Annotated in this window: 27 protein-coding genes and 2 pseudogenes; 21 read left to right on the top strand and 8 right to left on the bottom strand. The window is 67.4% G+C overall.

Annotated features, from left to right (window positions below; all coding sequences use genetic code 11):
• Positions 1-94 precede the first annotated feature (94 nt).
• Positions 95-1636 carry an acetolactate synthase large subunit gene (locus tag ACN2C7_RS18645; RefSeq protein WP_419318967.1) on the top strand — a complete coding sequence of 514 codons (1542 nt, stop codon included), beginning with the start codon at positions 95-97 and terminating at the stop codon, positions 1634-1636.
• Between the two features lie 7 nt (positions 1637-1643).
• On the top strand, positions 1644-2321 hold the full coding sequence (locus tag ACN2C7_RS18640; protein ID WP_419318966.1) for a nitroreductase family protein: 678 nt from the start codon (positions 1644-1646) through the stop codon (positions 2319-2321).
• An 82-nt stretch (positions 2322-2403) separates the two neighbouring features.
• Here ACN2C7_RS18640 and ACN2C7_RS18635 read toward each other — a convergent pair whose 3' ends face one another.
• On the bottom strand, positions 2404-3744 hold the full coding sequence (locus tag ACN2C7_RS18635) for a hypothetical protein (RefSeq protein WP_419318965.1): 1341 nt from the start codon (positions 3742-3744) through the stop codon (positions 2404-2406).
• Between the two features lie 108 nt (positions 3745-3852).
• Here ACN2C7_RS18635 and ACN2C7_RS18630 point away from each other — a divergent pair, with 108 nt between their 5' ends.
• From ACN2C7_RS18630 to ACN2C7_RS18595, 8 genes are all read left to right on the top strand, one after another.
• Positions 3853-4944, top strand: coding sequence for an MBL fold metallo-hydrolase (locus tag ACN2C7_RS18630; RefSeq protein WP_419318964.1), 1092 nt, complete (start codon positions 3853-3855; stop codon positions 4942-4944).
• A 31-nt stretch (positions 4945-4975) separates the two neighbouring features.
• Complete coding sequence (locus ACN2C7_RS18625) at positions 4976-5419, top strand: MarR family winged helix-turn-helix transcriptional regulator (RefSeq protein ID WP_419318963.1); 444 nt, start codon at positions 4976-4978, stop codon at positions 5417-5419.
• On the top strand, positions 5416-6186 hold the full coding sequence (locus ACN2C7_RS18620; protein WP_419318962.1) for an enoyl-CoA hydratase: 771 nt from the start codon (positions 5416-5418) through the stop codon (positions 6184-6186). Before ACN2C7_RS18625 ends, ACN2C7_RS18620 begins: the two co-directional genes overlap by 4 nt.
• A 4-nt stretch (positions 6187-6190) precedes the next feature.
• Positions 6191-6607 carry a DUF3995 domain-containing protein gene (locus tag ACN2C7_RS18615; protein ID WP_419318961.1) on the top strand — a complete coding sequence of 139 codons (417 nt, stop codon included), beginning with the start codon at positions 6191-6193 and terminating at the stop codon, positions 6605-6607.
• A gap of 37 nt (positions 6608-6644) precedes the next feature.
• Positions 6645-7616, top strand: coding sequence for an SDR family NAD(P)-dependent oxidoreductase (locus tag ACN2C7_RS18610; protein WP_419318960.1), 972 nt, complete (start codon positions 6645-6647; stop codon positions 7614-7616).
• Positions 7616-8134, top strand: a complete 519-nt coding sequence (locus ACN2C7_RS18605; RefSeq protein WP_419318959.1) for a hypothetical protein — start codon at positions 7616-7618, stop codon at positions 8132-8134. Before ACN2C7_RS18610 ends, ACN2C7_RS18605 begins: the two co-directional genes overlap by 1 nt.
• The gene (locus ACN2C7_RS18600; RefSeq protein WP_419318958.1) at positions 8131-8988 is read left to right on the top strand and encodes an SDR family oxidoreductase; all 858 of its coding nucleotides are present in this window, start codon (positions 8131-8133) and stop codon (positions 8986-8988) included. Before ACN2C7_RS18605 ends, ACN2C7_RS18600 begins: the two co-directional genes overlap by 4 nt.
• Positions 8989-9172: 184 nt before the next feature.
• On the top strand, positions 9173-9667 hold the full coding sequence (locus ACN2C7_RS18595) for an N-acetyltransferase family protein (RefSeq protein WP_419318957.1): 495 nt from the start codon (positions 9173-9175) through the stop codon (positions 9665-9667).
• Here the strand turns inward: ACN2C7_RS18595 and ACN2C7_RS18590 are convergent.
• On the bottom strand, positions 9664-10932 hold the full coding sequence (locus tag ACN2C7_RS18590) for an MFS transporter (RefSeq protein ID WP_419318956.1): 1269 nt from the start codon (positions 10930-10932) through the stop codon (positions 9664-9666). The two genes, ACN2C7_RS18595 and ACN2C7_RS18590, sit on opposite strands and share 4 nt — an antisense overlap.
• 209 nt (positions 10933-11141) lie before the next feature.
• Between ACN2C7_RS18590 and ACN2C7_RS18585 the strand changes: the two genes are divergently transcribed.
• The 5 genes from ACN2C7_RS18585 (at position 11142) to ACN2C7_RS18565 (ending at position 15025) form a co-directional block, all read left to right on the top strand.
• Entirely contained in the window at positions 11142-11666 is a 525-nt protein-coding gene (locus ACN2C7_RS18585) for a GNAT family N-acetyltransferase (RefSeq protein WP_419318955.1), read from the top strand.
• Positions 11667-11714: 48 nt separating this feature from the next.
• Entirely contained in the window at positions 11715-12305 is a 591-nt protein-coding gene (locus ACN2C7_RS18580; RefSeq protein ID WP_419321501.1) for a DUF1285 domain-containing protein, read from the top strand.
• On the top strand, positions 12302-12952 hold the full coding sequence (locus ACN2C7_RS18575) for a CoA pyrophosphatase (RefSeq protein ID WP_419318954.1): 651 nt from the start codon (positions 12302-12304) through the stop codon (positions 12950-12952). The genes ACN2C7_RS18580 and ACN2C7_RS18575 overlap by 4 nt, the downstream gene beginning before the upstream one ends.
• Positions 12953-13043: 91 nt before the next feature.
• On the top strand, positions 13044-14297 hold the full coding sequence (locus ACN2C7_RS18570; protein ID WP_419318953.1) for a CCA tRNA nucleotidyltransferase: 1254 nt from the start codon (positions 13044-13046) through the stop codon (positions 14295-14297).
• Positions 14297-15025: a glutamine amidotransferase-related protein gene (locus tag ACN2C7_RS18565; protein WP_419318952.1), complete on the top strand. Its 729-nt coding sequence runs from the start codon at positions 14297-14299 to the stop codon at positions 15023-15025. The genes ACN2C7_RS18570 and ACN2C7_RS18565 overlap by 1 nt, the downstream gene beginning before the upstream one ends.
• Before the next feature lie 111 nt (positions 15026-15136).
• Here the strand turns inward: ACN2C7_RS18565 and hemF are convergent, their stop codons facing one another.
• On the bottom strand, positions 15137-16009 hold the full coding sequence (gene hemF, locus ACN2C7_RS18560; RefSeq protein WP_419318951.1) for an oxygen-dependent coproporphyrinogen oxidase: 873 nt from the start codon (positions 16007-16009) through the stop codon (positions 15137-15139).
• A 58-nt stretch (positions 16010-16067) separates the two neighbouring features.
• Complete coding sequence (locus tag ACN2C7_RS18555) at positions 16068-16529, bottom strand: tRNA (cytidine(34)-2'-O)-methyltransferase (RefSeq protein ID WP_419318950.1); 462 nt, start codon at positions 16527-16529, stop codon at positions 16068-16070.
• 203 nt (positions 16530-16732) lie between these two features.
• Here ACN2C7_RS18555 and petA point away from each other — a divergent pair, with 203 nt between their 5' ends.
• From petA to ACN2C7_RS18540, 3 genes are read left to right on the top strand one after another with little or no spacing between them, the layout of a single operon-like run.
• Positions 16733-17284, top strand: a complete 552-nt coding sequence (petA, locus tag ACN2C7_RS18550; RefSeq protein ID WP_419318949.1) for a ubiquinol-cytochrome c reductase iron-sulfur subunit — start codon at positions 16733-16735, stop codon at positions 17282-17284.
• 5 nt (positions 17285-17289) lie between these two features.
• Positions 17290-18603: a cytochrome b gene (locus ACN2C7_RS18545; protein ID WP_419318948.1), complete on the top strand. Its 1314-nt coding sequence runs from the start codon at positions 17290-17292 to the stop codon at positions 18601-18603.
• A 5-nt stretch (positions 18604-18608) separates the two neighbouring features.
• Complete coding sequence (locus tag ACN2C7_RS18540; RefSeq protein ID WP_419318947.1) at positions 18609-19454, top strand: cytochrome c1; 846 nt, start codon at positions 18609-18611, stop codon at positions 19452-19454.
• Positions 19455-19476: 22 nt separating this feature from the next.
• On the opposite strand, the gene ACN2C7_RS18535 is transcribed toward ACN2C7_RS18540, so the two are convergent.
• The gene (locus ACN2C7_RS18535; RefSeq protein WP_419318946.1) at positions 19477-20274 is read right to left on the bottom strand and encodes a hypothetical protein; all 798 of its coding nucleotides are present in this window, start codon (positions 20272-20274) and stop codon (positions 19477-19479) included.
• 711 nt (positions 20275-20985) lie between these two features.
• Here ACN2C7_RS18535 and ACN2C7_RS18530 point away from each other — a divergent pair.
• Positions 20986-21474, top strand: a pseudogene (locus ACN2C7_RS18530) (MCP four helix bundle domain-containing protein); the annotation flags it as partial.
• A 117-nt stretch (positions 21475-21591) separates the two neighbouring features.
• Positions 21592-22929, top strand: a pseudogene (locus ACN2C7_RS18525) (methyl-accepting chemotaxis protein); the annotation flags it as partial.
• A gap of 59 nt (positions 22930-22988) precedes the next feature.
• Here ACN2C7_RS18525 and ACN2C7_RS18520 read toward each other — a convergent pair.
• From ACN2C7_RS18520 to ychF, 3 genes are all read right to left on the bottom strand, one after another.
• On the bottom strand, positions 22989-23666 hold the full coding sequence (locus ACN2C7_RS18520) for a dienelactone hydrolase family protein (RefSeq protein ID WP_419318945.1): 678 nt from the start codon (positions 23664-23666) through the stop codon (positions 22989-22991).
• A complete protein-coding gene (locus ACN2C7_RS18515) occupies positions 23666-24349 on the bottom strand; it encodes a dienelactone hydrolase family protein (RefSeq protein WP_419318944.1) in 684 nt (227 codons plus the stop codon). The genes ACN2C7_RS18520 and ACN2C7_RS18515 overlap by 1 nt, the downstream gene beginning before the upstream one ends.
• Before the next feature lie 68 nt (positions 24350-24417).
• Entirely contained in the window at positions 24418-25518 is a 1101-nt protein-coding gene (ychF, locus tag ACN2C7_RS18510; protein WP_419318943.1) for a redox-regulated ATPase YchF, read from the bottom strand.
• 120 nt (positions 25519-25638) lie between these two features.
• On the opposite strand from ychF, the gene ACN2C7_RS18505 reads away from it, so the two are divergent.
• Positions 25639-26469 (top strand): pirin family protein, encoded by an 831-nt coding sequence (locus ACN2C7_RS18505; RefSeq protein ID WP_419318942.1) that lies wholly within the window; start codon positions 25639-25641, stop codon positions 26467-26469.
• Positions 26470-26543: the final 74 nt, after the last annotated feature.

Here is a 26543-nt window from a genome sequence, read left to right as displayed (position 1 = left end):
CCTTCAGACTGCTTCAGCTTGCAGGTGATGCGCAACCACCGTTGGCGCGCCGCCCGAAATGTTGGAAGGAAAGGAACACGGTACGGAGAAGACCATGAACGGCGCGGACGCCCTGATCACCACCTTGGCCGACAACGGCGTCACCGCCTGTTTCGCCAATCCCGGCACCAGCGAGATGCAGTTCGTCGCGGCCCTGGACCGCGAGCCGCGCATGCGCTCGATCCTGTGCCTGTTCGAGGGCGTCGCCACCGGCGCGGCCGACGGCTATGGCCGCATGGTCGGCAAGCCCGCCTGCACCCTGCTGCACCTGGGTCCCGGCTACGCCAATGGCGCGGCCAATCTGCACAATGCGCGGCGAGCCTATACGCCGATCGTCAATGTGATCGGCGACCACGCCACCGATCACCGCCAGTACGACGCGCCGCTCAATTCCGACATCGCCGCCCTGGCCGCGCCCAACTCGATCTGGGTCAAGTCGGCCGAGAGCGCCGATCAGGTCGGCGCCCTCGCCGCCGAGGCCGTGGCCGCCAGCTTCGGCGCGCCGGGCGGCAATGCCTGTCTGATCCTGCCCGCCGACAGCGCCTGGAACGAGACCAATGCCTCAGGACCGGTGATCGAGACGCCGCGTCCCGCCGCGCCTGACGCCTCGGCCGTGGCCGGCGTCGCCGCCGCGATCCGGGCGGCCGAAAAGCCCACGATCCTGCTGGGCTCCAGCGCCTGCGGCGAGGCCGGGATCGCCGCCGCCGGACGCCTGGCCGCTGCGGGCGTCCGTGTGCTGACCGACACCTTCACCGCCCGCCAGTCACGGGGCGAGGGCCGGTTCCGGCCCGACAAGATGATGTATTTCGGCGAGCAGGCCCTGAAGGACCTGACCGGCGTTGATCTGATCGTGCTGGCCGGGACCAGCCAGCCGGTGGCCTTCTTCGCCTATCCCGACCGGCCCAGCGTGCTGGTTCCGGACGGCTGCGCGCTGGAGACCCTGTGCGGTCGCGAGGTCGATGCGCCGGCCGCGCTGAACGCCCTGGCTGACGCCCTGGGCGCGCCGGCCCACGGCGCGGTCGAGGCCTATATCGAGCCGGCCGCGCCGGGGCCCAAGTTCGACGCCTGGGCCATGGGGGCCTCGATCGCCCGGCACATGCCGACCGGCGGGATCATTTCCGACGACGCGGTGACCGCCGGCCTGCCGATCTTCACCCAGACCCGCAACGCCCGCGCCCATGACTGGCTGAGCCTGACCGGCGGGGCCATCGGCCAGGGCATTCCGGTTGCGCTCGGCGCCGCGGTGGCCTGCCCGGACCGCAAGGTGCTGAGCCTCAATGGCGACGGCGCGGGCATGTACACGGTGCAGGGCCTGTGGACGATCGCGCGCGAGAAGCTGGACGTCACCGTGGTGATCTTCGCCAACGGGGCCTATCGCATCCTGGGCATCGAGATGGGCCGCACCGGCGGCGGCGAGCCCGGCCCCAAGGCTTCGCGGCTGCTGGACCTGGGCGATCCCCGGATCGACTGGGTGGCTCTGGCCAGCGGCCTGGGCATGCCCGCCGAGCGGGTCGAGACGGCTGAAGCTTTCGATGCGGCCATGGCGCGGGCGATGACGACGCCGGGACCGCATTTCATCGAAGCGGCGATGAAATAGGCGAGCCATGACCACCCAGCCCGACCATCTGCCCCTGCCGGATCGCTGGGAGCTGACCGACGAGCAGATGCTGGAGCGGGCGGAGGCGGCCCTGGCCCGGCTTCGCCGCCGTCACACCATCCGCGCCTTCAGTGACCGTCCCGTGCCGCGGGCGGTGGTCGAGCGCTGTATCGCGGCGGCGGCGACCGCGCCCAGCGGCGCCAACCAGCAGCCCTGGCGATTTGTCCTGATTGGGCCGGGGCCTTTGCGGACGGAACTTCGGGCTGCGGCCGAGGCCGAAGAGCGGGAATTCTACGCCGGCCGGGCCGGGGAGGCCTGGCTCGACGCCCTCACGCCCCTGGGCACCGACGCCGACAAGCCGTTCCTTGAAACTGCGCCCTGGCTGATCGCGATCTTCGGCCAGCGGCATGGCGTCGACGCGACCGGCGGCAAGATCAAGCACTATTACGTGCCCGAATCGGTGGGCATTGCGACGGGCTTCCTGATCGCGGCGCTCAACGAGGCGGGTCTGGCGACCCTGACCCATACGCCCAGCCCAATGGGCTTTCTCAACACGGCGCTCGGGCGGCCGGACCATGAAAAGCCCTACATCCTGTTGGTGGTTGGCCACCCGGCGCAGGATGCCACCGTCCCGGCCCACGCCAAGACCAAGCTGGCCCTCGACGAGGTGATGAGCCTGCGCTGAGGGGCTTTGCCGGACTTCGGACAACAAAAAAGCCCGCCGGGATCGCTCCCGGCGGGCTTGCTGTTTCAGGCTTGCGACCCGATCAGCTCTTCTTGACGTTGGTCGGCAGCTTGCAGCCGCCGCCGATGCCCTTGGCCTGCGAGCAGGCGAGGATTTCCTTCGACTTCGGATTGGGCATGTTGACCGGATAGCTCATCACCCAGCCGGGCAGACCGTCCGAGCAGGCGACTTCGAAATAGCCTTCGGTCTCGTTGCGACCGACCAGGCGGACGCCGGAGACCTCGCACGAGCCCTTGCCAAAGGCCTTGAGGTCGGCCGACAGGCGCGGGAACATCGCGTCCTGCTTGGAGAAGCTGCAGCGATAGCCGTTCATTTCGGCGAACAGGCAGTCATAGATCAGCGCCGGTCCGGTCGAGAAGATGGCGATCGCGCCGTCTGGACGGTTCTTGCACTTCAGCTCGACGATTTCCTTTTTGGGATCGGCGCTGGGCAGCATGCCGTACTTTTCGACATCGCAGTTGAAGCCGCCCTTGGTCGACAGCTTGCTGTAGAGGGCGGCCTGCTCGGTCAGCGCCGCGACCGAATCGGTCAGGGTGCAGCCGCCGCCGACGAAGGCGGCCTGGGCGCAGTCGATGGTGCGGGCCAGAGCCCCGCCGGCCGCCGTCTGCTGCAGCATGTAGCCCTTGCCGTCGGCGCAGGCGACTTCGAAGTAGTTGTCGGTCTTGGTGCTCAGGACGTAGCGCTTGTCCTTGACCTGGCAGGCCTTGCCCGACGCGGCGGTCAGGGTGTCGACGATGGCCAGTTGGGCGGCCTTGTCAGTCAGCTTGCAGCTGACATTGGCGCCGTCTTCGTACAGCAGGCAGCTGCTGGCGACCACTTCGTCGGCCGCATTGGCCGGGGCGCTGGTCTGCAGGATGTAGCCCGTGCCGCCCTTGCAGGCGATTTCGAAGTACGACTTCTTGGCGCCCGAGCCGATGGCGCGAGCGTTTTCGATGTCGCAGGCCACGCCGCCCTTGCTGACGAACGGCTTCAGGCCGGCCTTGGGGTCGGCGTTGCCGGGCAGAAGGCAGGCCAGGGCGCTGGGATTGCCGTCGGCGGCTGGCGCGTTGGCTTCCAGGCAGGTGAACACCTGCGGCGGGGTGTCCTTCTTGGCGATCAGCGCAAAGCCGATGCTGTCCTGGCAGGCGACCTCGTAATAGGTGCTCGCGGTTTTCTTGTCCGCGCCGATCAGGCGGGCGTCGGTGACGGTGCAGCCGGTATTGACGGCCTGCATGAGCGCGGGGGCGTCTTTCATGCCCGCTTCACGCGCCTTGGCGTCAATCTTTGGCTTGTCCTTGCTCTCTTTCGGCGCCGAAATGACGGCGGCCGGCACGAGCGCACCGAGCGCGAGGGCGGCAACCAAGCCGATCGCGAATGGCCTCATGGGAAACATCTCCTGGGTGGATTCCTCGCGCGGACATAAGCGCGCCCTTGCGTTGGGGGTCAAGATGTCCTCCCACGTGAGCGAAAACATGGCGGGAAGGGACGACAGATGCGCGACGGACTGGAAGAGGATGAGACGCAGCCCCGTAGGCCCCGGCTGGTCTACCCGTTCGAGACCGTGCCTGAGCAGGGAACCGGCCAGGCCGTCGAGGTGGCGCCGGGCGTTTTGTGGCTGAGGCAGCCGCTGGGCGGCTCGCTGCAATTCATCAATGTCTGGGCCCTGGCCGACGGCGAGGGCTGGGCCATCGTCGATACGGGCCTGCAGACCAAGGAGACCAGCCAGGCCTGGCGGGCCGCCTTCGCCGGCGTGCTGGGCGGCAAGCCGATCACCCGGGTGATCTGCACCCACCTGCATCCCGACCATGTGGGCCTGGCTGGCTGGATCGTGCGCAAGTTCGACTGCCGCCTGTGGATGACCCGCCTGGAATATTTCCAGTGCCGGATGCTGGTGGCCGACACTGGCCGCGAGGCGCCCGAGGATGGCGTGCGGTTCTTCAAGGCCGCCGGCTGGGACGAGGACGCCATCGAGAACTACAAGGCCCGCTTCGGCGGCTTTGGAAAGGCGATCTACGCCCTGCCCGACAGCTATCGCCGCCTCAGCGACGGCGAGGATTTCGACATCGGTGGCCGCACCTGGCGCGTCGTGACCGGGCAGGGCCATTCGCCCGATCATGCCTGCCTGTGGTGTCCGGAGCTGGACGTGCTGATCAGCGGCGACCAGGTGCTGCCGCGCATCTCGTCCAATGTCTCGGTGTTTCCCACCGAACCCGAAGCCGATCCCCTGAGCGACTGGCTGACCTCGCTGGCCAAGGTCAAGGCGGTGGTGCCTGACAGCGTGCTGGTGCTGCCGGCCCACAATGATCCGTTCCACGGCCTGCATGCGCGGATCGACCATCTGATCAGCGGCCATGAGCGAGGCCTGGGCCGGCTGGCGTCCAAGGTCGTTGAGCCCAAAAGGGCGGTGGACGTGTTCGGGGCGTTGTTCGCCCGCCCGATCGGTCCCGATCTGCTGGGTATGGCGACGGGGGAGGCCCTGGCCCACCTGAACTGCCTGATGCATCGGGGTGTGGTCCGCCGCGACACCGACGCGGAGGGCGTGGCCTGGTACGGCGCCGTGGAGGTCGTCGAAACAACTGTTTGATGTTTCGCGCGCGAAGTATTAGCGTCGCGCCATGACCGTGCCGCCCGACCGCCGTCTCGTCTTCCTGCTCAACGCCGGCAACCGGCGCGTTCAGCGCTGGATCGAGGCGGCGATGGCGGCCAAGGGCGGGCTGACGGCGGCCCATTCGGGCGTGCTGTTCTTTCTGGGCCAGCGCGACGGCGCCCTGATCGGCGAGGCGGCCGAGGCCCTGGACCTGGCCCCCTCGGCCATGACCGGCCTGATCGACCGGATGACCAAGGTGGATCTGGTCGAGCGTCGCCCCGACCCGGCCGACGGCCGCGCCATGCGGCTGTACCTGACCGAAAAGGGCCGCGCGGCGCGTCAGTACGCCAAGGGCGGCCTCGACAGCATCAACGCCAACCTGACCGAGGGCTTCTCGGACGACGAGATCGCCGTGATCGCCCGCTGGCTGATGAGCCTGCAAACCAAGTTCCCCAAAGGAGACGCCGCATGACCGAGCATGTGAAAGTTCAGATCGACGCCGGCGTGATGACCATCACCCTGTCGCGTCCGGAAAAGAAGAACGCCCTCAGCAACGCCATGTACGGGGTGCTGGCCGACAGCCTGGAGCAGGCCGAGACCGATCCCGCCGTGCGGGTGGTGGTGTTCCAGGCCGATGGCGACGCCTTCACGGCCGGCAATGACCTGGCTGACTTCACCGCCCAGGCCACGGGCGGCTTCAGCGGCGAGCGGCATGTGGGGCGGTTCCTCAAGGCCCTGGCCAACGCCACCCGCCCGCTGGTCGCCGCCGTGCATGGCCAGGCCGTCGGCGTGGGCACGACCATGCTGCTGCACTGCGACCTGGTGTTCACCAGCCCCGACGCCCGCCTGACCACGCCCTTCGTCAACCTGGCCCTGGTGCCGGAAGCCGCCTCCAGCTGGCTGCTGCCGGCCCGCATCGGCCATGCCCGCGCCTATGCCATGTTCGCCCTGGGCGAAGCCGTGGACGGGACGACCGCCGCGGCCTGGGGGCTGTCGAACGCGGTGGTGCCGCTGGACGAGCTGCGCGCCCGGGCCCGCGCTTCGGCCGACCAGCTGGCCAAACGACCGCTGGGGGCCCTGACCACCACCAAGCGCCTGATGCGTGACGCCGAGAAGATCGCCGCCCTGATGGACACCGAAGGCGCCCTTTTCGCCGAACGCCTGCAGACCGCCGAAGCCCGCGAGGCCTTCATGGCCTTCGCCGAGCGGCGGCCGGCTGACTTCAGCAAGGTGGCCTGACGCCGTGCTGCTGGCGGTGATCCTGGCGGCGACGCTTTTCGCCCTGGCCGGGGTCCACCTCTACTGGGGGTTCGGCGGTCGCTGGCCGGGACATGACGAGGCTTCGCTGGTCGAGCATGTGGTCGGCCGCACGGCCGGCATGCGCGCTCCGGGACCTCTGGCCTGCGCCGCCGTCGCGGTGGCCCTGGCGGGAGGTGGCCTGCTCGCCCTCGCCACGCTGGCTCCGGCCTCGCCGCTGAGTTTCTGGCTGTGGATGGCGCGCTGGCCGTTGTTCGCCGTCTTCGCCCTGCGGGGGCTGGCGACTTATGCGCCGCCGGTCTTTCGCTATGCCGAGGGCACGCCCTTCGCTCGCCTCAACCGGCGGGCCTATGGCCCACTGTGCCTGGCCATCGCCCTAGGGCTGCTGGCCCTGCAATTGTAGCGTTCCGAATACCAAAAAAATCACGGGAGAGAACGACATGGCCGACCGCATCACCTCGGGCTTCAGCCCCTATACCCCGGCCCGCGACGTGGTCGCCGGCCATGACCTGACCGGCAAGGTCGCCATCGTCACCGGCGCCGCCACCGGCATCGGCGTCGAGACCGCCCGCGCCCTGGCCGAAGCCGGCGCAGAAGTGATCATCGCCGTCCGCAAGCCGGATCTGGCCGAAGCCGCCGTCGCCGAGGTCAACAAGACGGCCAAGGGTGCGAAAGCCTCCTGGTCGATGCTGGATCTTTCCAGCTTCAAGTCGATCCGCGCCTTCGCCGAGCGCTGGGGCGACAAGCCGCTGAACATCCTGATCAACAACGCCGGCGTGATGGCCAGCCCCCTGACCTATACCGAGGACGGGCTGGAGATGCAGGTCGGCACCAACCATTTCGGCCACTTCCTGCTGTCGGTGCTGCTGGCCCCGAACCTGATCGCGGGCGCCAAGGCGTCGGGCAAGAGCTCGCGGCTGGTCTCGCTGTCATCGATCGGCCACCGCCGGGCGGGCTTCAACTTCGAGGACCCGCACTACAAGACCCGCGCCTACGACAAGTGGGAAAGCTACGGCCATGCCAAGACCGCCAACGCCCTGTTCGCGGTCGGCTTCAACAAGCGCTTCAAGGATCAGGGTGTGTTCGCCAACGCCGTGATGCCGGGCGGGATCATGACCCCGCTGCAGCGCCACCTGCCGATCGAGGAGCAGATCGCCCTGGGCTGGATCGACGAGAACGGCAAGGTTCGCGACGGCTTCAAGACGACGGAAGAGGGCGCCTCGACCAGCGTCTGGGCCGCCGTCGGCGATGAACTGGAAGGTGTCGGCGGGCTCTATCTGGAAGACCTGGCCCAGGCGCAGCCATGGACCAAGGAAAAGCCCTGGGCCGGAGTCCTACCGCACGCCCTCGACCCCGAGGCGGCCGAGCGTCTGTGGGCGCTGTCCGTCGAAACGACGGGGGCCGGGGCCTGATGGAGCGCCGCTCCGTCCTGCGGCTGGCCGCTGTCGCCACCCTTGTCGGGGCGGCCATCGATATCTTTGCGCCGTTCGTGATCTATCCGCGCCTCGCGGAGCCCTGGCCGCATCTGGTCTATGTGGCCATCGATCTGCTGCTGCTGTTCGGGATGCTGGCCGTTCGCTCCGTGAGCGGACGGTCGGCCGGGCCACTGGCCCTGGCGGGCTTCGTGCTGGCCCTGCTGGGTCTGATGCTGGTGCGGACCTCGTCAGCCAGCATCTTTGGCGAGGCGTCCTACATGATCGCGTCCAGCGTCTGGTCGATCGGCATGGCCGTCTGGAGCGTGGATCTGCTGCGGGCCGGGGGAGCGTTCCGCATCGCCGCCGGCCTGTGGATCACCGCCCTTGTCATCGGCCTTGCGGGCCTGATCCTGAAGGATCAGGGTCCGATCGCGCACGTGGCCAAGATGGCCTTCATTCTCGGCTTCGTGGCCGCCGCCGTCGATCTGCTCAAACCCCGTGGAGACCCCGCATGAGCTTGAAGAACAAGACCCTGTTCGTGACCGGGGCCTCTCGCGGCATCGGCCTGGCCATCGCCCTGCGGGCGGCGCGTGACGGAGCCAATATCGTCATCGCCGCCAAGACCGCCGAGGCCCATCCCAAGCTGCCGGGCACCATCTATTCGGCCGCCGCCGAGATTGAGGCAGCCGGGGGCCAGGCCCTGCCGCTGATCGTCGACGTGCGCGAAGAAGCCAGCGTCTATGAGGCGGTCGAGAAGGCCGTGGCCCGGTTCGGCGGCATCGATATCTGCGTCAACAACGCCTCGGCCATCTCTATCACCGGAACCCTGTCGACCGAGATGAAGCGCTACGACCTGATGCATCAGGTCAACGGGCGCGGCACGTTCCTGGTCTCCAAGGCCTGTATCCCGCACCTGAAGAAGGCCGAAAACCCGCACGTGCTGATGCTGTCGCCGCCGCTGGACATGAAGCCCCGCTGGTTTGCGCCGCACGTCGCCTATTCGATGGCCAAGTACAATATGAGCCTGTGCGTTCTGGGCATGGCCGAGGAATTCCGCGGCGACGGCATCGCCTTCAACGCCCTTTGGCCGCGCACCGGCATCGCCACCGCCGCCATCCAGTTCGCCCTGACCGGCGAAGAAGGCCTGCGCCACTGCCGCAAGGTCGAGATCATGGCTGATGCCGCTCATGCGATCTTTGGCAAGCCATCGCGGGAGTTCTCGGGCAATTTCCTGATCGACGACAGCTTCCTGTACGAGCAGGGCGTCACCGATTTCACGCCCTATGCCGTCGACCCGACCGCGACCCTGATGCCGGACTTCTTCGTGCCGGAGGACAGCGTTCCGCCGCCGGGGGTGAAGATCGGCTGAGGGTCAATCAAGCCTCTCCCAGAGGGAGAGGAGGGACCCGCCGCGCAGCGGTGGGTGGTGAGGGGTTACGCCGGCAACCGGCGCGCCGGCACGCCGTCCACCGTCCAAACCCCTCACCCTCCCACGCTTTCAGCGCGGGCCCCGCCCTCTCCCTCTGGGAGAGGGATCACGTGCAGAGACCGCCATGCCTTCACCCTCCGGGAACGTCACCATCCGCCCTGCCGTCGCCGCTGACAGCGCCCTGATCCTGCAGTTCATCCGCGATCTGGCCGAGTATGAAAAGCTGCTGGACTCGGTGGAGGCGACGGAAGGCCACGTGACGGCGGCGCTGTTTGGCGAAAACCCTCGGGCGTTCTGCGACATCGCGCAGATCGACGGTGAACCGGTGGGGTTTGCCCTGTGGTTCTACAATTTCTCGACCTTTGTCGGGCGGCACGGGATCTATCTCGAAGACCTGTTCGTGCGGCCCGAGGCGCGCGGTTCCGGCGCGGGCAAGGCCTTGCTGGCCAATCTGGCCCGGCGCTGCCTGGACGAGAATCTGGGCCGACTGGAATGGTCGGTGCTGGACTGGAACGCGCCGTCCATCGCCTTCTATGACAGCCTGGGCGCTGCGGCGCTGGACGAATGGATCATCCGGCGGATGACCGGCGACGCTCTGCGCAGGCTGGCGGGGATCTAGTCCAGCCGGTCGGCCTTGCGCAGCTCCGGGAACAGCCAGGCCCACAGGCCCGTGACGCCCAGCGCGCCGATCCCGCCGAACACCGCCGCCCCGACCGGGCCCATGAACCAGGCCGCGACGCCGCTCTCGGCCTCGCCCAGTTCGTTGGAGGCGCTGATGAACACGCCGGAGACGGCGGCGACACGGCCGCGCATCGCGTCGGGGGTGACGATCTGCACCAGGGTCTGGCGGACATAGACGCTGAGCATGTCGGCCCCGCCCAGCAGGGCCAGGGCCCCGACCGAAAGCCACATCACCTGCGAGAGGCCAAAGACCACCGTGGCGGCGCCAAACACCGCCACGCCCGCGAACATGATCGGGCCGGCCTTGCTGCGGATCGGGTTGCTGGCCAGATAGATCGCCACGATCGTCGCACCGATGGCCGGCGCGGCGCGCAGGATGCCAAAGCCCGCCGGCCCCACATGCAGCACGTCCTTGGCGAACACCGGCAGCAGGGCCGTGGCCCCGCCCAGGATCACCGCGAACAGGTCCAGCGAGATCGAGCCGAACACGATCTTGTTGTTCCACACATAGGAGAGCCCCTCCTTGATCAGGGCCAGCCGCGAGCCGGGCTGGGTTTCGGGCCTGGTGTTCTTGCGGATCATCAGGGCCATGATCGCGGCGGCCAGATAGAGGGCCAGAGAGGCGCCGAAGGCCAGGGCCGGCGAGTGGATCAGCAGCAGACCGCCGATGGCCGGGCCGATGATCGAGGCGCTCTGCCAGGCCAGGGAATTCCAGGCGATGGCGCGGGGCAGCAGGGCGCGCGGCACCAGCATGGGTCCCAGGGCGCTGCTGGCCGGCGACAGGAAGGCGCGGCTGGCCCCGAACATCACCGAGACGGCGAACACCGGCCACAGGGCATGCGAGCCGCTCAGAGCCAGGAGCAGCAGCACGCTGGCGCTGACGGCGTCGACGGCCAGGCTGATGGCGACGATGAATTTGCGGGTGCGGCGGTCGGCGGTCTCGCCGGCGATCAGGGTCAGGGCCAGCAGCGGCAGGAACTGGGCCAGGCCGATCATGCTGACCAGGAAGGCCGACTCGCCGACCGACCGCGTCTCGCGGGCTATGGCGTAGACCTGCCAGCCCAGGGCCACCGACTGGATCTGCACACCCAGGGTCGAGATGAACCGCATGGCCCAGAACAGCATGAAGTCACGCTCCCGCAACAGGGCGCGGGTAGAGGTGTCGGGAGACGGGTCTTCGGCCGGGGAGGAGATGTCAGACATTGCGCCGCACCATACTGGCGCTTGGCCCCGCCGCAACGTTATTGACCTGACTGAGGCTTGGCCCTAAAGCGCCCGCAAGTTCATGCCCTTGAGGCTTGGGAGGTCCGGCCATGCGCCTGCGACGAATGACGCGCGATAGCGCCACGATCTGAAGCCCTCCCGCGCCTGGCGTCGGGAGCCCCCGACGACCTTTCGCATTCCGAAGGCTGATGACCTCCATTTCTCTTGTTCCCAGTTCCGCCGTTTCCGCCCCCGCGCTCGTCCTTGAGACGCCCGCCATGGAAATCCCCGTGACCGCCCTGATCGACCGGGTGTTTGGCCCCGGCCGCTTCGCCAAGGTTTCCGAGCGCCTGCGCGAGGGCAACCGTCTGCTGGCCGCCTGCTCGTTTGTCGCGATGCGCGAGGGCCGCCCGGTGGGTTGCGTGCGGATGTGGCCCGTGACCATCGGCGGCGCGGCGGTCGCTTTCCTGGGCCCCCTGGCCGTCGATCCCGACGAGCGCAGCGTGGGCCTGGGCCAGACCCTGGTGGAGCATGCCTGCGAGGCTGCCCGGGCCGCCGGCTGGAAAGCCGTGCTGCTGGTCGGCGACGCGCCCTATTTCACCCGCGCCGGCTTCTCGGCCGCGCACACGGCGGGGATCATCATGCCGGGGCCTGTCGATCAGCGCCGCGTGCTGCTCAAGGCCCTGGTCGAGGGCGGCGACGAAGGCCTTTCGGGTAAAGTCGCGGTCGCCTGAGACGTTGCGTCGCTTGAGCAGGGCGGCGGCATGGCCTACCTGAAGGCCATGACCGTCGATGCTCCAACGACAGACGCAGGCAAACCCGGACTGGAAGGCGTCGCCGCCGCCGCCAAGGCCGCCGGCGAGCGCGGCCTGCCGCCGGTCCATCTGTGGCATCCGGCCCATTGCGGCGAGATCGACATTCGCATCCGCAAGGACGGGGTGTGGTTCCACGAGGGCACGCCGATCGGCCGCGAGGCCCTGGTGCGTCTGTTCTCGACCGTGCTGCGGCTGGATCCCGACGGCTATCACCTGGTCACGCCCGCCGAGAAGATGAAGATCACGGTCGAGGACGCGCCGTTCATCGCCGTCCGCGTGGACCGGGTGGGCGACACCCTGCGCTTTGAGACCAATGTCGGCGACGTGGTCGAGGCAGGGCCAGACAACATCATCCGGGTCGAGATCGATCCGGCCACCGGCGAGCCACGACCCTATCTGCATGTGCGGCGGGGGCTGGAGGCGCTGATCGCCCGGCCGGTGTTCTATGAGCTGGCCGAGATGGCGACCCCGCGCGAGACGGCGGACGGCGCGGTGTTCGGGATCACCTCGAACGGCGCCTGGTTCCCGATCGCGCCGGCCGGGACGGTCGGCGCATGACGCCGCAGCAGCGCCGCGACTGGATCACCAGCCGGCTGGACCCCATCGAACACTATAATCCCAGCCTGGCCGATCCGGTTCGCTCGGACTTCGACCTCAATCCCGGCCTGACCTTTGACAATCCCCACGCCCTGCGCCCCGCCGCCGTGCTGGTGGGACTGGTCGAGCGCGAGGACGGGCTGACCGTGCTGCTGACCCGCCGGTCGGACACCATGCGCAGCCACACCGGCCAGATCGCCTTTCCCGGCGGGCGCTGCGATCCGGGCGAGACACCGTGGGTCACGGCCCTGCGCGAGGCCCAGGAAGAGGTGGGGCTGGATCCCAGGTTCGTCACCCTGTCGGGCCTGCTGCACGGCTATCAGACGGTGACCGGCTTTCACGTCACGCCCGTGATCGGCTTTATCGATCCGGCCGCCGAATTCGTCGCCAGCCCCGCAGAGGTGGCCGACGTGTTCGAGACGCCGTTCGACTTCCTGATGGATCCGACCAATCACGAGCGCCAGCACCGGGTGACGCCCAGCGGCGAGCGGCGCAACTTCTACGCCATGCCGTGGAACGACCGCTTCATCTGGGGCGCGACGGCCGGGATGCTGCGGGCCCTGTATGAGCGCCTGCATGATGAATGCACAGATCAAATCCCGGGTTAGGGCGCATCGGCCATAGCGGCCGCCGCGCTTCCTGCCTAACAATGCCGCCCTTGCTCTTTGGGGGGGCGTTGATTGCGTAGGAGTGTGTTGCTTGAACACTGAATCGATCGGCATAGCGCCGTGGATGGCCTTGCCCGAGACCAAAGCCGTGATCGCGGCCCTGGAGGAGCGCGGCTTTGCCGGCTGCGCGCGATTCGTCGGCGGTTGTGTGCGCAACACCCTGATGGGCAAGCCCATCGACGATATCGACATCGCCACCACCCTGACCCCCGACCAGGTGATCGACGCCCTGGCCCATGCCGGCCTGCGGGCGATCCCGACCGGCGTGGATCACGGCACCGTCACGGCCATCTCGGGCGGCAAGCCCTATGAGATCACCACCCTGCGCCGCGATGTCTCCACCGACGGTCGCCGCGCCACGGTGGCGTTCAGCCAGGACTGGGGCCAGGACGCCGAGCGTCGCGATTTCCGCTTCAACGCCCTGTATGTCGATCCCGAGGGCCGGCTTTACGATCCGACCGGCGAGGGCGTGAACGACGCGCGCGAGGGGCGGGTGGTGTTCGTGGGCGATCCCATGACCCGCATCCGCGAGGACTATCTGCGCATCCTGCGCTTCTTCCGGTTCCAGGCCTGGTACGGCCGGGGCGAGCCCGACCAGAGAGCCCTGGCGGCCTGCAAGGCGCTCAAGGGCATGGTCTCGGGCCGCGCCGCCGAGCGCACGCAAAAAGAGATCATGAAGCTGCTGACGTCCGAGGACCCGCGCCCGGCCCTGCGGCTGATGGCGGCCACCGGCGTGCTGGGCTCGATCCTGCCGTTCGTCAAATCCCTGGCCCGCTTCGACAGCCTGGTGGCCATCGAGACCGAGCAGTTGTTCGAGAACAATCCCGATCTGCGTCTGGCCTCGCTGATCCCCGATGATCCCCAGGTGGCCGAGCAGATGTCCGAGCGCCTGCGCCTGCCCAACAATGTCAGGGACCGCCTGGTCGACGCCGTGGGCAAGAACCCGCGCATCGTCAGCTGGATGAGCCCGCGTGAGGCCCGCCGCTCGATCTACGCCCTGGGCGTGCGCACCTTCTGCGACCGCATCAAGCTGGCCTGGGCGGGGTCGGGCCGTCCGGTCACCGCGCCGCAGTGGCGGGGCCTGCTGGCCATGGCCGAGACCTGGACGCCGCCGCCCTTCCCGCTGTCGGGCGAAGAGGTGATGCAGGCCGGCGTGCCCAAGGGGCCGATGGTGGGCGAGGTGATGCGCGAGATCGAGATCTGGTGGATTGACCAGGACTTCATCGAGGACAAGTTCAGCGCCATCGAGCGCCTGAAGGCTGTGGCCCAGGGCATGGTCTACTGATGCGGATCGGCCTGCTGGAGACCGGCGAGCCGCCAGAGTCGCTTCAGCCGGCCTTTGGCCGCTATGGCGGCATGTTCCAGACCCTGCTGGGCCCCGATCACGCCTACACGACCTATGACGTCCAGGCCGGCCAGCTGCCCGGCGCGCCGGAGCAGCACGACGCCTATCTCATCACGGGTTCGTCGGCGGGGGTCTATGACGACCTGCCGTGGATCGCGCCGCTGTCGGACTTTCTGCGCGCCGCCAGGGGGCAGGCGGCGCTGGTCGGGGTGTGTTTTGGCCATCAGATCATGGCTCAAGCCTTCGGCGGTCAGGTGGTCAAGTCCGACAAGGGCTGGGGCGTGGGCCTGCACCGCTACGCCGTCTCGCGGCCACAGGGCTGGACCGACGCCGACAGCGTCGCCATTCCCGCCTCGCACCAGGACCAGGTGGTGACCCTTCCGCCCTCCGCGACTGTGATCGGCGGCAGCGCTTTTACGCCCTATGGCCTGCTGTCCTATGACGACGCGCCCGGACGGAAAAAGGGGGCGATATCGATGCAGTTCCACCCGGAGTTCGACCCGGCCTATGCGGCGGCCCTGATCGAGGCCCGGCGCGGGACCCGCTATACCGACGCGCAAGCTGACGCTGCGATCGCCACCCTGGCCGCGCCCAACGACCGCTTGCGCGTGGGCGGCTGGATCGGGGCTTTCCTGGATCAGGAAACTCTGCGCCTGGGCGCCCGTTGAGCGGACTCCAGAGCGTTATTCGGCGAAGTGGATACCGGTTCGCCGCCGAAATAACGCGTCAAAACAAGAATCTAGAGCAAACGACATGATTCAGTCATGGCGACCTTTGCTCTAGGGCCACTTCACCATCGGCGGCATCGAGCTGAGGATCGATTCCACATTGCCGCCGGTCTTCAGGCCAAACATCGTGCCCCGGTCGTAGAGCAGGTTGAACTCCACATAGCGCCCGCGCTGCACCAGCTGCTGCTCGCGCTCGTCCGCCGTCCAGGCCTCGCCCATGCGTCGACGCACCAGCTCGGGATAGACCTCTAGGAAAGCCTTGCCGACGTCCTGGGTGAAGGCGAAGTCCCGCGACCAATCGCCGCTGTCGTGGTGGTCGTAGAAGATTCCGCCGATGCCGCGCGGCTCGTTGCGGTGGGGCAGGAAGAAGTACTCGTCGCACCAGGCCTTGTACTTGGCGTGCCAGTCGGGGTGGTGCGCGTCGCAGGCCCGCTGATAGGCGGCGTGGAAGTCGATGGCGTCTGGGAAGTCCTGCTGGCGCTGATAGCCGAGCAGGGGCGTCAGGTCGCCGCCGCCGCCAAACCAGCTTTTGGTCGTGGAAATGAAGCGGGTGTTCATGTGCACGGCCGGTACGCGCGGATTGGTCATGTGGGCGATCAGGCTGATGCCGGTGGCGAAGAACCGGGGGTCGTCGCCCGCGCCCGGCATCGACTTGGCCATTTCCGGTGTGAAGGTTCCAAACACCGTGGAGCAGTGGACGCCGACCTTCTCGAACAGGCGACCGTGCATCATCGACATGACGCCGCCGCCGCCGGCCGCGCGATCCCACGGCTTGCGCTCGAAGCGGCCCGGCTGGCCCGGATAGAGGTCGGTCGGGGCCTCGTCTTCCAGGCGCTCGAATTCCGTGCAGATCTGGTCGCGCAAGGTTTCAAACCAGGCGCGGGCGCGGGCTTTCTTGTCGTCGAGATCGGAAGCGTCGGTCATGACAGCCGATTAAGCGCTTGGCGCGCGCGGTGCAAATCCGGGGTTCTGCGTAGGGCGCTCAGGCCTCGAAGAAGCCGTCCGTCTGCCGCAGCGCCTCGCCCAGCGCCATGGCGGCGGTCGTCGCGAGATTCATCGACCGGGCCTCGGGCCGCAGCGGGATCACCAGACGGCCCTGAGCGGCGGCGTGGACCTCTTCGGGGGCGCCCCGGCTTTCATTGCCGAATAAAAGCGTATCGCCCGGCTGAAACCCAAATCGGTGAAACGGGGTCGCGCCCCGGGTGGTGAACAGCAGCAGCCGCCCCTGGGCCCTTTCCGGCGCGGCGAGGAAGGTTTCCCAGGAATCGTGGCGTTTCATATGGGCCAAGGGGCCGTAATCCAGCGCCGCCCGCTTGAGACTCTTGTCATCCAGGGGAAAGCTGCAAGGCTCGATCACGTCCAGGCCGGCGCCAAAACAGGCCGCGAGGCGGATTGCGGCGCCGACGTTTTGAGGAATGCCTGGTTGAAAAAGCGCGAGACGCATTCTAAGCGAACCACCACAAGGCTAGCAGGGACATTGCCTGCGAATCGAAAGGGCTTGCGGACTCAGTCCGCGCGTCCGATAGGACGATCCAACCGTCGTCTTGTGGCGGAGATCCGTTCGCGGGTCGAGAAAGATACGGCGCCGAAAGGTGCTTCTCCTGGCCGGCCGGCTTCCCGGCGCGGCGGAATCGAAGGGTGACTTAGGTGGCCGACACCGCGTTGGGCGCAACGACCGAGCCGGAGCATGGGGCTGACCCCAGCCGGCGCGACTTCATTTACATCGCGACGATGGCGGCCGCCGCAGGCGGCGCCGTGTCGCTTGTTTGGCCGTTCGTCGATCAGATGAACCCGTCAGCCGATACGCTGGCGCTGGCCTCGACCGAATTCGACCTGACCAAGGTCGCCGACGGTCAGCAGGTCACGCTCAAGTGGCGCGGCAAGCCGCTGTTCGTGCGCAACCGCACGCCGGCCGAGATCCAGAAGGCCGTGGCCGATGACGGCGCAGCGCTTAAGGATCCGCAGACCGACGCCGAGCGGGTCAAGCCGGGCAAGGCCCAGTGGCTGGTCCTGATCGGCTCCTGCACCCACCTGGGTTGCGTGCCCACCTTCGGCGGCGGCGACTACGGCGGCTGGTTCTGCCCCTGCCATGGCTCGCACTACGACACCTCGGGCCGGATCCGTAAGGGTCCCGCGCCCCTGAACCTCGCGGTTCCGGAGTACGAGTTCCTCACCGACACCAAGGTCAAGATCGGTTAAGCGAGATGAGCGGACATTCGACCTATGAACCCAAGACCGGTTTCGAGCGCTGGCTCGACGCCCGTCTCCCGATCGTGCGCCTGGGCTATGACAGCTTCGTCGACTACCCCACGCCGCGTAACCTGAACTACTGGTACACCTTCGGCGGCATTCTCTCGCTGTGCCTGGCGTCTCAGTTGATCACCGGCATCATCCTGGCGATGCACTATAACGTCGGCGACGCGTTCAACAGCGTTGAGCGCATCATGCGTGACGTCAATCACGGCTGGCTGATCCGCTACATGCACTCCAATGGCGCGTCGATGTTCTTCATCGCCGTCTATATCCACATGTTCCGAGGCCTCTATTACGGGTCCTACAAGGCCCCGCGCGAAGTGCTGTGGATCCTGGGCTGCGTGATCTACCTGCTGATGATGGCCACCGCCTTCATGGGCTACGTCCTGCCCTGGGGTCAGATGTCCTTCCACGGCGCCGTCGTGATCACCAACCTGTTTGGCGCCCTGCCGATCGTCGGTCAGAGCATCACGACCTGGCTGTGGGGCGGTTTCGCGGTCGACAGCGCTACGCTGAACCGCTTCTTCTCGCTGCACTATCTTCTGCCCTTCATGATCGCCGGCGTCGTGATCCTGCACATCTGGGCGCTGCACGTGGTCGGCCAGAACAACCCGACGGGCGTGGATCCGAAGTCGAAAGCCGATACCCTTCCCTTCACCCCCTACGCGACGGTGAAGGACGGGTTCGCGATGAGCGTCTTCCTGATCCTCTTCGCCTTCTTCGTCTTCTACATGCCCAACGCCCTGGGCCATGCCGACAACTACATCCCGGCCAACCCGCTGGTGACGCCTGCCCACATCGTTCCGGAATGGTACTTCCTGCCGTTCTACGCGATCCTGCGCGCCGTTCCCGACAAGCTGATGGGCGTGCTGGCCATGTTTGGCGCCATCGCCTGCCTGTTCGCTCTGCCGTGGCTGGACACCTCCAAGGTGCGCTCGATGCGCTACCGCCCGACCGCGAAGATGTACTTCTTCATCTTCGTCGTGGCGTGCTGCATCCTGGGCCTGTGCGGCGCCAAGCTGCCGGATGATCCGGTCATCCCGCACCTGAAGACCTTCCTGCTGATCGACGCCGATCTGAACAGCTTTGTCTGGCTCAGCCGCTTTGCAACGCTGTACTATTTCGGCTTCTTCCTGGTGATCCTCCCGGTCCTGGGTCTGAAGGAAACGCCGCTTCCGGTTCCGGACTCGATTGCTTCGCCGGCTCTGTCGCACCCCGCCGGCGTTCCGGCCCACGCGACCACCGCGCCTGAGATGAAGGGCTGATCATGATGCTGCGCAAACTTTCCATCCTCGCAGCCGTGGCCGGCCTGATGGCGGCCGGTCCGGTTCTGGCCGCTGGGCACCCCCTGCCGCCCAAGGACGTCCAATGGTCGTTCGAAGGCCCGTTCGGCAAGTTCGATCAGGCCCAGCTGCAACGCGGCTACAAGGTCTATCGGGAGGTCTGTTCGGCCTGCCACTCGATGAGCCTGATCAGCTTCCGCAACCTCGGCGACAAGGGCGGCCCGTTCTACAGCAACGAGCACAAGAACCCGAACGACAACCCGTGGGTCAAGGCGATCGCCAAGGACTACGAGGTCGCCGATATCGACTCCGAGACTGGCGACGCGATCAAGCGTCCGGCGACCAGTGCTGATCGGTTTCCCTCGCCCTATGCCAACGAGGCTGCGGCGCGGGCCGGCAATGGCGGCGCCCTGCCGCCGGACATGTCGCTGCTGGCCAAGGCTCGCTCGGGCGGTCCGGAATATATCTACTCGCTGCTGACCGGCTATCACACGCCGCCCACCGGCCTGAAGGTCGGCGCAGGCCAGCACTACAACCCTTACATGGCCGGTGATCTGACCGCGTCGTGGTCGGGCCCACACGACAAGGTTCCGCCCGGTGGCTTCATCGCCATGGCTGCGCCGCTCAAGGCCGATCTGGTGACCTTCGACGACGGCACCAAGTCGACGCTTGATCAGCAGGCCAAGGATGTCTCGGCCTTCCTGATGTGGGCGGCCGAGCCCAAGATGGAAGAGCGCAAGCAGACCGGCTTCGTGGTCATCCTCTATCTGCTGCTGTTCTCGGGCCTGCTCTATGCCAGCTACCGCAAGGTCTGGAAGAACGAGTCGCACTGACCGTTCGCAGCGACCGAAAAGATCAGGGCCTGGCGGTAACGCCGGGCCCTTTTTCTTTGGACTCAAGCCGGGCGGGCGTCAGCCACAGCCGTCCCGCCTGGGCGTCGAGGCGCAGGCGATAGTCCGACAGGATCGCAACGCCCACCGCCCCGGCCACGCCCGGGGGCAGGTCGCCGGCTCTGACGGCCGCAACGCGCTGCCGCAGGCGGCCATCCAGCGACAGGCCGGCCAGCACGCCGGCGGGCTTCTGGCGCGGCCCATCGGCGTCGCCGCGCGCCCGCACCCCGCCGTTCGAGGCCGTGTCGAGGGCGAAGGCCCCGGTCAGGCTGGAAAAGCCGTCCGAGGCCGTGGCCTGCACGGTCGGCACGCCGCCCACCACGGTGACGGGCAGGCCGCGCCCGCGGGACCGTTCGGCCCAGCCCTGGGGCTCCAGCCGCAGGCGGCAGGGGGCAAAGTCGATGATCACCACATAGCGGCCCAGGATATCGGCCCCGATCACGCCGGCGATGGGGGCGATGAAGCCGACGCCGCGATAGTCGAGATCGCTGACCAGGATCGGCGCCGCCTCGACCCTCTGTCCGGCCAGCCGCACCGGCAGGGTGAGGTCGAGCTCGGCATAGCCGCTCATCTGGGCCTTGGTGTTGTGCAGCAGGGTGCGCGGGGCCGACAGGTCGATCACGAAGTCGCCGGTCATGTCGGCGATGGCGGCCGGGGCGACGATCGCCCCGTTCTCGAACCAGCAGGCCGTCTCGCCGGCCACGGCGGGGCCAGCCGCCGCCAGCGGCAGGATCAACAGCAGGGCGGTGGCTGAGCGACGCATGCGACGATCCTAGCCAAGCCTTTCGCGCTCGGCGACAGGCGTGAGCATGCGCCAACCGCGATGGCGCCGAAATGCCCGATGGCGGTCGTTCCCGTGAGGCGGGCGGGAACAAAAACACTGAAGATCAAAGTTCGGGAATACCGGCCCGGAGACCACCGATGTCCCGTTCCTTCGCCACCGGCCTCGCCGCCGTGATCCTGACGGCCGCCACGCCGGTTCTGGCCCAGATGCCGCTCGACCCCGCGCCGCGCGGATGACGCCGGGCCGCCCCTCCGGCCACGTTCTTCGAGATGAGCCTCAAGCGGGTCGGCGACAGCGCCTGGCCAGCTGCGGGGGCGATACTGCCCAGATCAAGTGAGCCTGGGGGCCGGTAGTCGACGGCCGGCAATCGCTGTGCCGTGAGCGTCCCTGGGTCCTGGACGAAATATCGCCGCAAATTATCACGGAAAACATGCTTAGCGGCTCAATTTGAGCGAATAACACCTTAAATACTGCAGAATTAAATCAAAGTTATCTCAATATTTTGGTCGGCTAAGTTGCAATATAACTGCCTTCCTATACGTGACCAATCGGCATGCGGTAGCTGAAAACAATCATAGAAGGGACGCTATAGCTGCGACCTCGTGTCCTGATTATTGGAAATTAGGAGGTCGTTAGGGGGTCGGCGAGCAGTGGTCGCGCCAGATTTCCCAGTAGAGAAAAAGAGCCGCCATGCTGCCGAACTTGAAGATAGGCCAGCGCCTCGTTGTCGGCTTCGGCATGATCCTCTTGATGATGGCCGGCATTGGCCTGGTGGCGCAGAGCCGCGTCAGTGCGATCGACCGCAGCCTCACGACGATCAACGACGTCAACAGCGCCAAACAGCGGTTCGCCATCAATTTCCGCGGCAGCGTGCATGACCGCGCCATCAGCCTTCGCGACGTCATCCTGGTGAGCGATGCGGGCGAGCTTGACGCGGCGATCGCCACCATAGAGCGCCTTGAGGCCGCCTATGACAAATCGGCCGGTCCGCTCGATGCGCTGATGGCCAAGGGCGCCGGCGTGACCCCCGATGAGACCGCCATCCTGGACAGCATCAAGGCCACGCAGGCCGAGGGCCTGCCGCTGATCTCGGAAGTGATCCGACTCCAGAAGGCCGGCGAGGTTGATGCCGCCCAGGCGCTTCTGATGCAGAGCGCCAGGCCCATGTTCATGGTCTGGCTGAAACAGATCAATCAGTTCATCGACCTGCAAGAGGCGAAGAACAAGGAGATCGGTTCGCAAGTCCACGACCTGTCGGCCGGCTTCGTTTGGCTGAACATCGCGATGTGTGGCGGGGCGTTGGTCCTGGGTGTCGCCGTCGCGGCGTGGTCCGCCCGCGCCGTCAAGCCGCTCGGCGCCCTGACAACGGCGATGGGCAAGCTCGCCTCGGGCGACCTGTCCGTCCCGGTGCCGTCCCTGGGACGCACCGACGAGGTCGGCGAGATGGCCAAGGCCGTGCAGGTCTTCAAGGAGGCCGGCGCCAGGACCCTTCGCCTGGAGCAGGAGAACGCCGATGCGCGTCAGCTGACCGACAGTGAACGCGCGGCCCGCCAAAAGACCGATGCTGAAATGGCCCGGACCCAGGCCCTGGTCGTCGAGGCTGTCGCGTCGGGCCTGGAGCAACTCTCCGCCGGCAACCTTGTCTATCGCCTGACCGCCAGCTTCGCGCCTGAGTACGAGAAGCTGCGCGCCGATTTCAACGCCGCGATGACGACCCTGCAGGACACCATGAAGCTGGTGTCCGGCAATACCGCCACCATCCAGGCCGGCGCCGCCGAGATCTCCGTGGCGTCGCAAGACCTGTCGCGCCGGACCGAGCAGCAGGCGGCCAGTCTGGAAGAGACCGCTGCGGCGCTCGATCAGATCACCGCCACGGTGCGAAAGACGGCCGAAGGTTCGGAACACGCCCGCACCGTGGTCGGCCTGGCCAAGTCCGCCGCAGAGCAGTCCGGCGACGTGGTCCAGAACGCGGTCGCCGCCATGGGCGGGATCGAAAAATCGTCCCAGGAAATCAGCCAGATCGTCGGCGTGATCGACGAGATCGCCTTCCAGACCAACCTCCTGGCCCTGAACGCCGGGGTCGAGGCGGCGAGAGCCGGCGAGGCCGGTCGCGGCTTCGCCGTTGTCGCCCAGGAAGTCCGGGCCCTGGCCCAGCGGTCGGCCGGCGCGGCCAAGGAGATCAAGGCCCTGATCACCAACTCCGACCAGCAGGTGAGGGCCGGCGTGGAACTCGTCGGCGAGACCGGCAAGGTCTTGAGCCGGATCGTGGTTCAGGTGGGCGAGATCAACGACATCGTCGTCGTTATCGCTGCGTCCGCCCAGGAGCAGGCCACAGCCCTGAACGAGGTCAATTCGTCCATCAACCACATGGATCAGGTGACCCAGCAGAACGCGGCCATGGTTGAAGAGGCCACCGCCGCCAGCCACAGCATGTCGCAGGAAGCCGAAGGACTGGCGCGCGTCGTTGGCCGCTTCGAGGTCGGCCAGGACGCCCCGGCCCAGAGAGGCGCCGCCCGGAAGCCCTCTCGTCCATCAGCCGCCATATCGGTCATGAAGACCACGGGCTTTGGGGGCGCCGCGCGCAAGCCCGCGCTGATGGCAGACGCCAGCGCCGATAGCTGGAAAGAATTCTAGGGCGCCGGCCGATCTGACGGCGTCGATCGGGCCGGCCCTGATTGGGCCGGTCGCGGGGCTCAGGCCTCGCCCCGGTTGCCGCCGCCGCGCTGGAACAGTTGCAGGGTGCGCAGCATGGCCAGCCGCGCGCTGTCGGCGTGGTAGCCGTTAGGCGCCACGAAGGCGTGGCCGGCGTCGTACAGCCAGACGGGCAGGTCGGGATGGGCGGCCTGGATGGCTTCGACATCGGCCGGGGGAATCAGCGGGTCGGTCTTGCCGAAATGCAGGGCGGTGGGGACGGTCGGAACCTCCCCGATAAACTGTACGACGTCGCCACCGTAAAAACTGGATACACCCGATAAACCCGCACAGCGGGCGGCGGCCAGCCAGGCGGTTGTGCCGCCAAAGCAGAAGCCCATGGCGAACACCGGACCGTCCAGGGCGTCGATACAGGCCTGGACGCGGGGCAGGGTGCTCAGGCCCCAGCCTGTGGCCTCGCCCATGGCCATGCGCTGGTCCAGGATCGCCGGCTCGGTATTGGCCTGCGGGAACGGCGCGTCGGCGGCGTCCAGCAGGGCCGGGGCGATCACTTCATAGCCCTGCTGGGCCAGGGTGTCGGACAGCTCGCGGATATGCGGCGTCACGCCCCAGATGGCGTGCAGGATGACCAGGCCGCCGCGCCGGGCGTCCTGATGCGGCGCATGCCAGGCGCTGAACGGCGCGCCGTCGCGGGTGGCCAGGGCGATGCGCTCGCCCATCAGGCCGCGCCGTGGGCCAGGAACAGGTGCAGGGTCCGCTGACGCGCCGCTAGCGCATCGGCGAGGTCGGAGTCGGGCCGGCCGTCATTGTTGAAGCCGTGGCCGCTGGCCTCGTAGATGTGCACCGCCACTTCGGGGTGGGCGGCGGCGATCGCGGCCTTGACCTCGTCGGCGGGGATATGCGGATCCTTGCGGCCCAGATGGACGATGACCGGGCAGGAAAGGGCGAACTTCGCCATTCCCGCCACCTGGCCGCCATAGTAGCTGGCGGCGGCCGACAGGCCCTTGCAGCGCGACGCCGCCAGCCAGGCCATGGTCCCGCCGTAGCAGTAGCCGACGACGAACACCGGGCCGCGCGGGGCCAGGAAGTCGATACAGGCCTGGATGTCGCCCATGGCGTTGTCGGGGCCGTTGGCCATGGCGTATTTCACGCCGGCCTCGAACCCGGCCGGATCGTGCTCGGCGACGAAGCCCAGTTCCTGCCGGTCGAACATCGCGGGCGCGACCACCTCGAAGCCCAGCTCGGCCCAGCGCGCCACGTCGGCCTGGACATATTGGTCGAGGCCGAAGATCTCCTGGATCACGATCACCCCGCCCTTTCGCACGCCCTGCGGGTGCTCGTGGGCGGCGGTGAAGACGAAGCCGTCATGGACGGCGGTCAGGGTCAGCCGGTCGGTGGTCATCCGCGTGCGTTCCTCGCCGATATGAAAACGGCCGGGACGTTTCCGCACCGGCCGCTTGATCTGATGGTCTAGACGTTGAACCGGAAGTGCATCACATCGCCGTCCTTGACGATGTATTCCTTGCCTTCGGCCTTCATCTTGCCGGCCTCCTTGGCGCCGTTCTCACCGCCCAAGGCGATGAAGTCCTCGAAGGCGATGGTTTCGGCGCGGATATAGCCCTTCTCGAAGTCGGTGTGGATGACGCCGGCTGCCTGCGGGCCGGTGTCGCCCACATGGATGGTCCAGGCGCGGGCTTCCTTGGGGCCGACCGTGAAATAGGTCTGCAGGTCCAGCAGCTTGTAGGCCTCGCGGATCAGGCGGTTCAGGCCCGGCTCTTCAAGGCCCAGGGTTTCCAGGAACTCGCTGCGCTCTGCGGCGTCGAGCAGGGCGATCTCGCTCTCGATCTGGGCCGAGATGACCACGCTCTTGGCGTTGTCCTTGGCGGCGCGTTCGGCCACCAGGTCGCTGTAGTTGTTGCCCTTGTCGGCGCTGCCTTCGTCGACATTGCAGACATACAGGGCCGGCAGCGAGGTCAGCAGCTGCAGCATGTGCCAGGCTTTTTCGTCGTCGGCGTCGATCTTGGCCGTGCGGGCCGGGCGGCCTTCGCGCAGCAGGGCCAGGGCGATATTGGCCAGGCGCAGGGTGTTGGCGCTTTCCTTGTCGGCGCCGACCTTGGCGCGTTTCTCAAGGGCGGGAACGCGCTTTTCCAGGCTTTCCAGGTCGGCCAGCATCAACTCCATCTCGACGATCTCGAGATCGCTGGTCGGGTCGATGCGGCCTTCGACGTGGACGATGTCGCCGTCCTCGAAGCAGCGGGCCACGAAGGCCACGGCGTCGCAGTCGCGGATATTGGCCAGGAACTGGTTGCCCAGGCCCTCGCCCTTGGACGCGCCGCGCACCAGGCCGGCGATGTCGACAAAGGTGATCCGGGCCGGGATGATTTCCTTGGAGCCGGCGATCTTGGCCAGGGCGTCCAGGCGCGGCTCGGGCACGGCCACTTCGCCGGTATTGGGCTCGATCGTGCAGAACGGATAGTTGGCGGCCTGGGCCGACGCCGTCTGGGTCAGGGCATTGAACAGGGTGGACTTGCCGACATTGGGCAGGCCGACGATGGCGACTTTAAGGGCCATGGATCTCTCGTGAATTTCGTTGGGGGCGACCTAGCACGGATCGGCGGCGAACGCGAAGGGCCGGGGACTTGAACCCACTGTAACCGCATCCGATATCGATGGCGCAAAAGGAGCCGTCAGATGAGCCTTCGACCCGTCGTGAAGATCGTGAAGGGTGTCCCCGCCTCGGACGGCGACGGCGTGCGCCTGACCCGGATGCTGGGCACGGCGGAGGCCCAGATGTTCGATCCGTTCCTGATGCTGGACTGTTTCGACAACGACCAGGCGTCGGACTATATGGGCGGCTTCCCCGACCACCCGCATCGCGGCTTCGAGACCGTGACCTACATGCTGGAAGGCCGGATGCGGCACCGCGACAATACCGGCCGCGAGGGCGTGATCGGTCCCGGCGGCATCCAGTGGATGCGGGCCGGCCGCGGCATCGTCCATTCCGAAATGCCAGAGCAGAGCCAAGGCCGGATGCGCGGCTTTCAGCTGTGGGTGAACCTGCCCGCCAGGCTGAAGATGAGCGCGCCCGGCTATAGCGAGTTCGAGAGCGACGCCATCCCGGTCGAGGCCCGCGACGGCGGCGTGTCGGTCAAGGTGATCTCGGGCGTCACGGAGGCCGGCACAGCCGGTCCGATCGGCGGCGGCGCAGTCGATGCGCTCTATTTCGACGTCGTCCTGCCGGCTGGAAGCCGCTTCGAGGAGCCTGTGGGCGCCGACCGCAATGCCATGCTGGCGGTCTATGAGGGTCAGGTTCGCGTGGCGGGTGGCAAGATCGATGCCCTGTCCGGCGTGTTTCTGGGCAAGGGCGACACGGTGCTGGTCGAGGCGATCACCGACGCCCGCGTGCTGCTGCTGGCGGGGCGTCCGATCGGCGAGCCGGTGTTCTGGCACGGACCGTTCGTGATGAACTCGCGCGACGAAATCGTGCAGGCCTTTGAGGATTTCCAGAGCGGCAAATTCTAACCGCAGATCGGTCCGGCCCGGCATGAGCCGTGGCCCCCGGATCACGATGGCGGGACGGAGTCTGCGTCAGATCC

Origin of the sequence: Caulobacter sp. ErkDOM-E (assembly GCF_048541895.1) — a bacterium.
Taxonomy (GTDB): Bacteria; Pseudomonadota; Alphaproteobacteria; order Caulobacterales; family Caulobacteraceae; genus Caulobacter.
The sequence above is the reverse complement of the archived record's forward strand: the minus strand, read 5'-3'. Positions and strand labels throughout refer to the sequence as shown.

Bases quoted from the DNA above. Each gene is read 5' to 3' on its own strand.
- ACN2C7_RS18555 (WP_419318950.1), bottom strand. From the start codon at position 16,529: ATGCGTCTCGCGCTTTTTCAACCAGGCATTCCTCAAAACGTCGGCGCC.
- ACN2C7_RS18645 (WP_419318967.1), top strand. From the start codon at position 95: ATGAACGGCGCGGACGCCCTGATCACCACCTTGGCCGACAACGGCGTC.
- ACN2C7_RS18535 (WP_419318946.1), bottom strand. From the start codon at position 20,274: ATGCGTCGCTCAGCCACCGCCCTGCTGTTGATCCTGCCGCTGGCGGCG.
- ACN2C7_RS18630 (WP_419318964.1), top strand. From the start codon at position 3,853: ATGCGCGACGGACTGGAAGAGGATGAGACGCAGCCCCGTAGGCCCCGG.
- ACN2C7_RS18610 (WP_419318960.1), top strand. From the start codon at position 6,645: ATGGCCGACCGCATCACCTCGGGCTTCAGCCCCTATACCCCGGCCCGC.
- ACN2C7_RS18580 (WP_419321501.1), top strand. From the start codon at position 11,715: ATGACCGTCGATGCTCCAACGACAGACGCAGGCAAACCCGGACTGGAA.
- ACN2C7_RS18605 (WP_419318959.1), top strand. From the start codon at position 7,616: ATGGAGCGCCGCTCCGTCCTGCGGCTGGCCGCTGTCGCCACCCTTGTC.
- ACN2C7_RS18565 (WP_419318952.1), top strand. From the start codon at position 14,297: ATGCGGATCGGCCTGCTGGAGACCGGCGAGCCGCCAGAGTCGCTTCAG.
- ACN2C7_RS18540 (WP_419318947.1), top strand. From the start codon at position 18,609: ATGCTGCGCAAACTTTCCATCCTCGCAGCCGTGGCCGGCCTGATGGCG.
- ACN2C7_RS18585 (WP_419318955.1), top strand. From the start codon at position 11,142: ATGACCTCCATTTCTCTTGTTCCCAGTTCCGCCGTTTCCGCCCCCGCG.
- ACN2C7_RS18595 (WP_419318957.1), top strand. From the start codon at position 9,173: ATGCCTTCACCCTCCGGGAACGTCACCATCCGCCCTGCCGTCGCCGCT.
- hemF (WP_419318951.1), bottom strand. From the start codon at position 16,009: ATGACCGACGCTTCCGATCTCGACGACAAGAAAGCCCGCGCCCGCGCC.
- ACN2C7_RS18600 (WP_419318958.1), top strand. From the start codon at position 8,131: ATGAGCTTGAAGAACAAGACCCTGTTCGTGACCGGGGCCTCTCGCGGC.
- ACN2C7_RS18505 (WP_419318942.1), top strand. From the start codon at position 25,639: ATGAGCCTTCGACCCGTCGTGAAGATCGTGAAGGGTGTCCCCGCCTCG.
- ychF (WP_419318943.1), bottom strand. From the start codon at position 25,518: ATGGCCCTTAAAGTCGCCATCGTCGGCCTGCCCAATGTCGGCAAGTCC.
- ACN2C7_RS18545 (WP_419318948.1), top strand. From the start codon at position 17,290: ATGAGCGGACATTCGACCTATGAACCCAAGACCGGTTTCGAGCGCTGG.
- ACN2C7_RS18620 (WP_419318962.1), top strand. From the start codon at position 5,416: ATGACCGAGCATGTGAAAGTTCAGATCGACGCCGGCGTGATGACCATC.
- ACN2C7_RS18635 (WP_419318965.1), bottom strand. From the start codon at position 3,744: ATGAGGCCATTCGCGATCGGCTTGGTTGCCGCCCTCGCGCTCGGTGCG.
- ACN2C7_RS18575 (WP_419318954.1), top strand. From the start codon at position 12,302: ATGACGCCGCAGCAGCGCCGCGACTGGATCACCAGCCGGCTGGACCCC.
- ACN2C7_RS18590 (WP_419318956.1), bottom strand. From the start codon at position 10,932: ATGTCTGACATCTCCTCCCCGGCCGAAGACCCGTCTCCCGACACCTCT.
- ACN2C7_RS18640 (WP_419318966.1), top strand. From the start codon at position 1,644: ATGACCACCCAGCCCGACCATCTGCCCCTGCCGGATCGCTGGGAGCTG.
- ACN2C7_RS18625 (WP_419318963.1), top strand. From the start codon at position 4,976: ATGACCGTGCCGCCCGACCGCCGTCTCGTCTTCCTGCTCAACGCCGGC.
- ACN2C7_RS18520 (WP_419318945.1), bottom strand. From the start codon at position 23,666: ATGGGCGAGCGCATCGCCCTGGCCACCCGCGACGGCGCGCCGTTCAGC.
- ACN2C7_RS18515 (WP_419318944.1), bottom strand. From the start codon at position 24,349: ATGACCACCGACCGGCTGACCCTGACCGCCGTCCATGACGGCTTCGTC.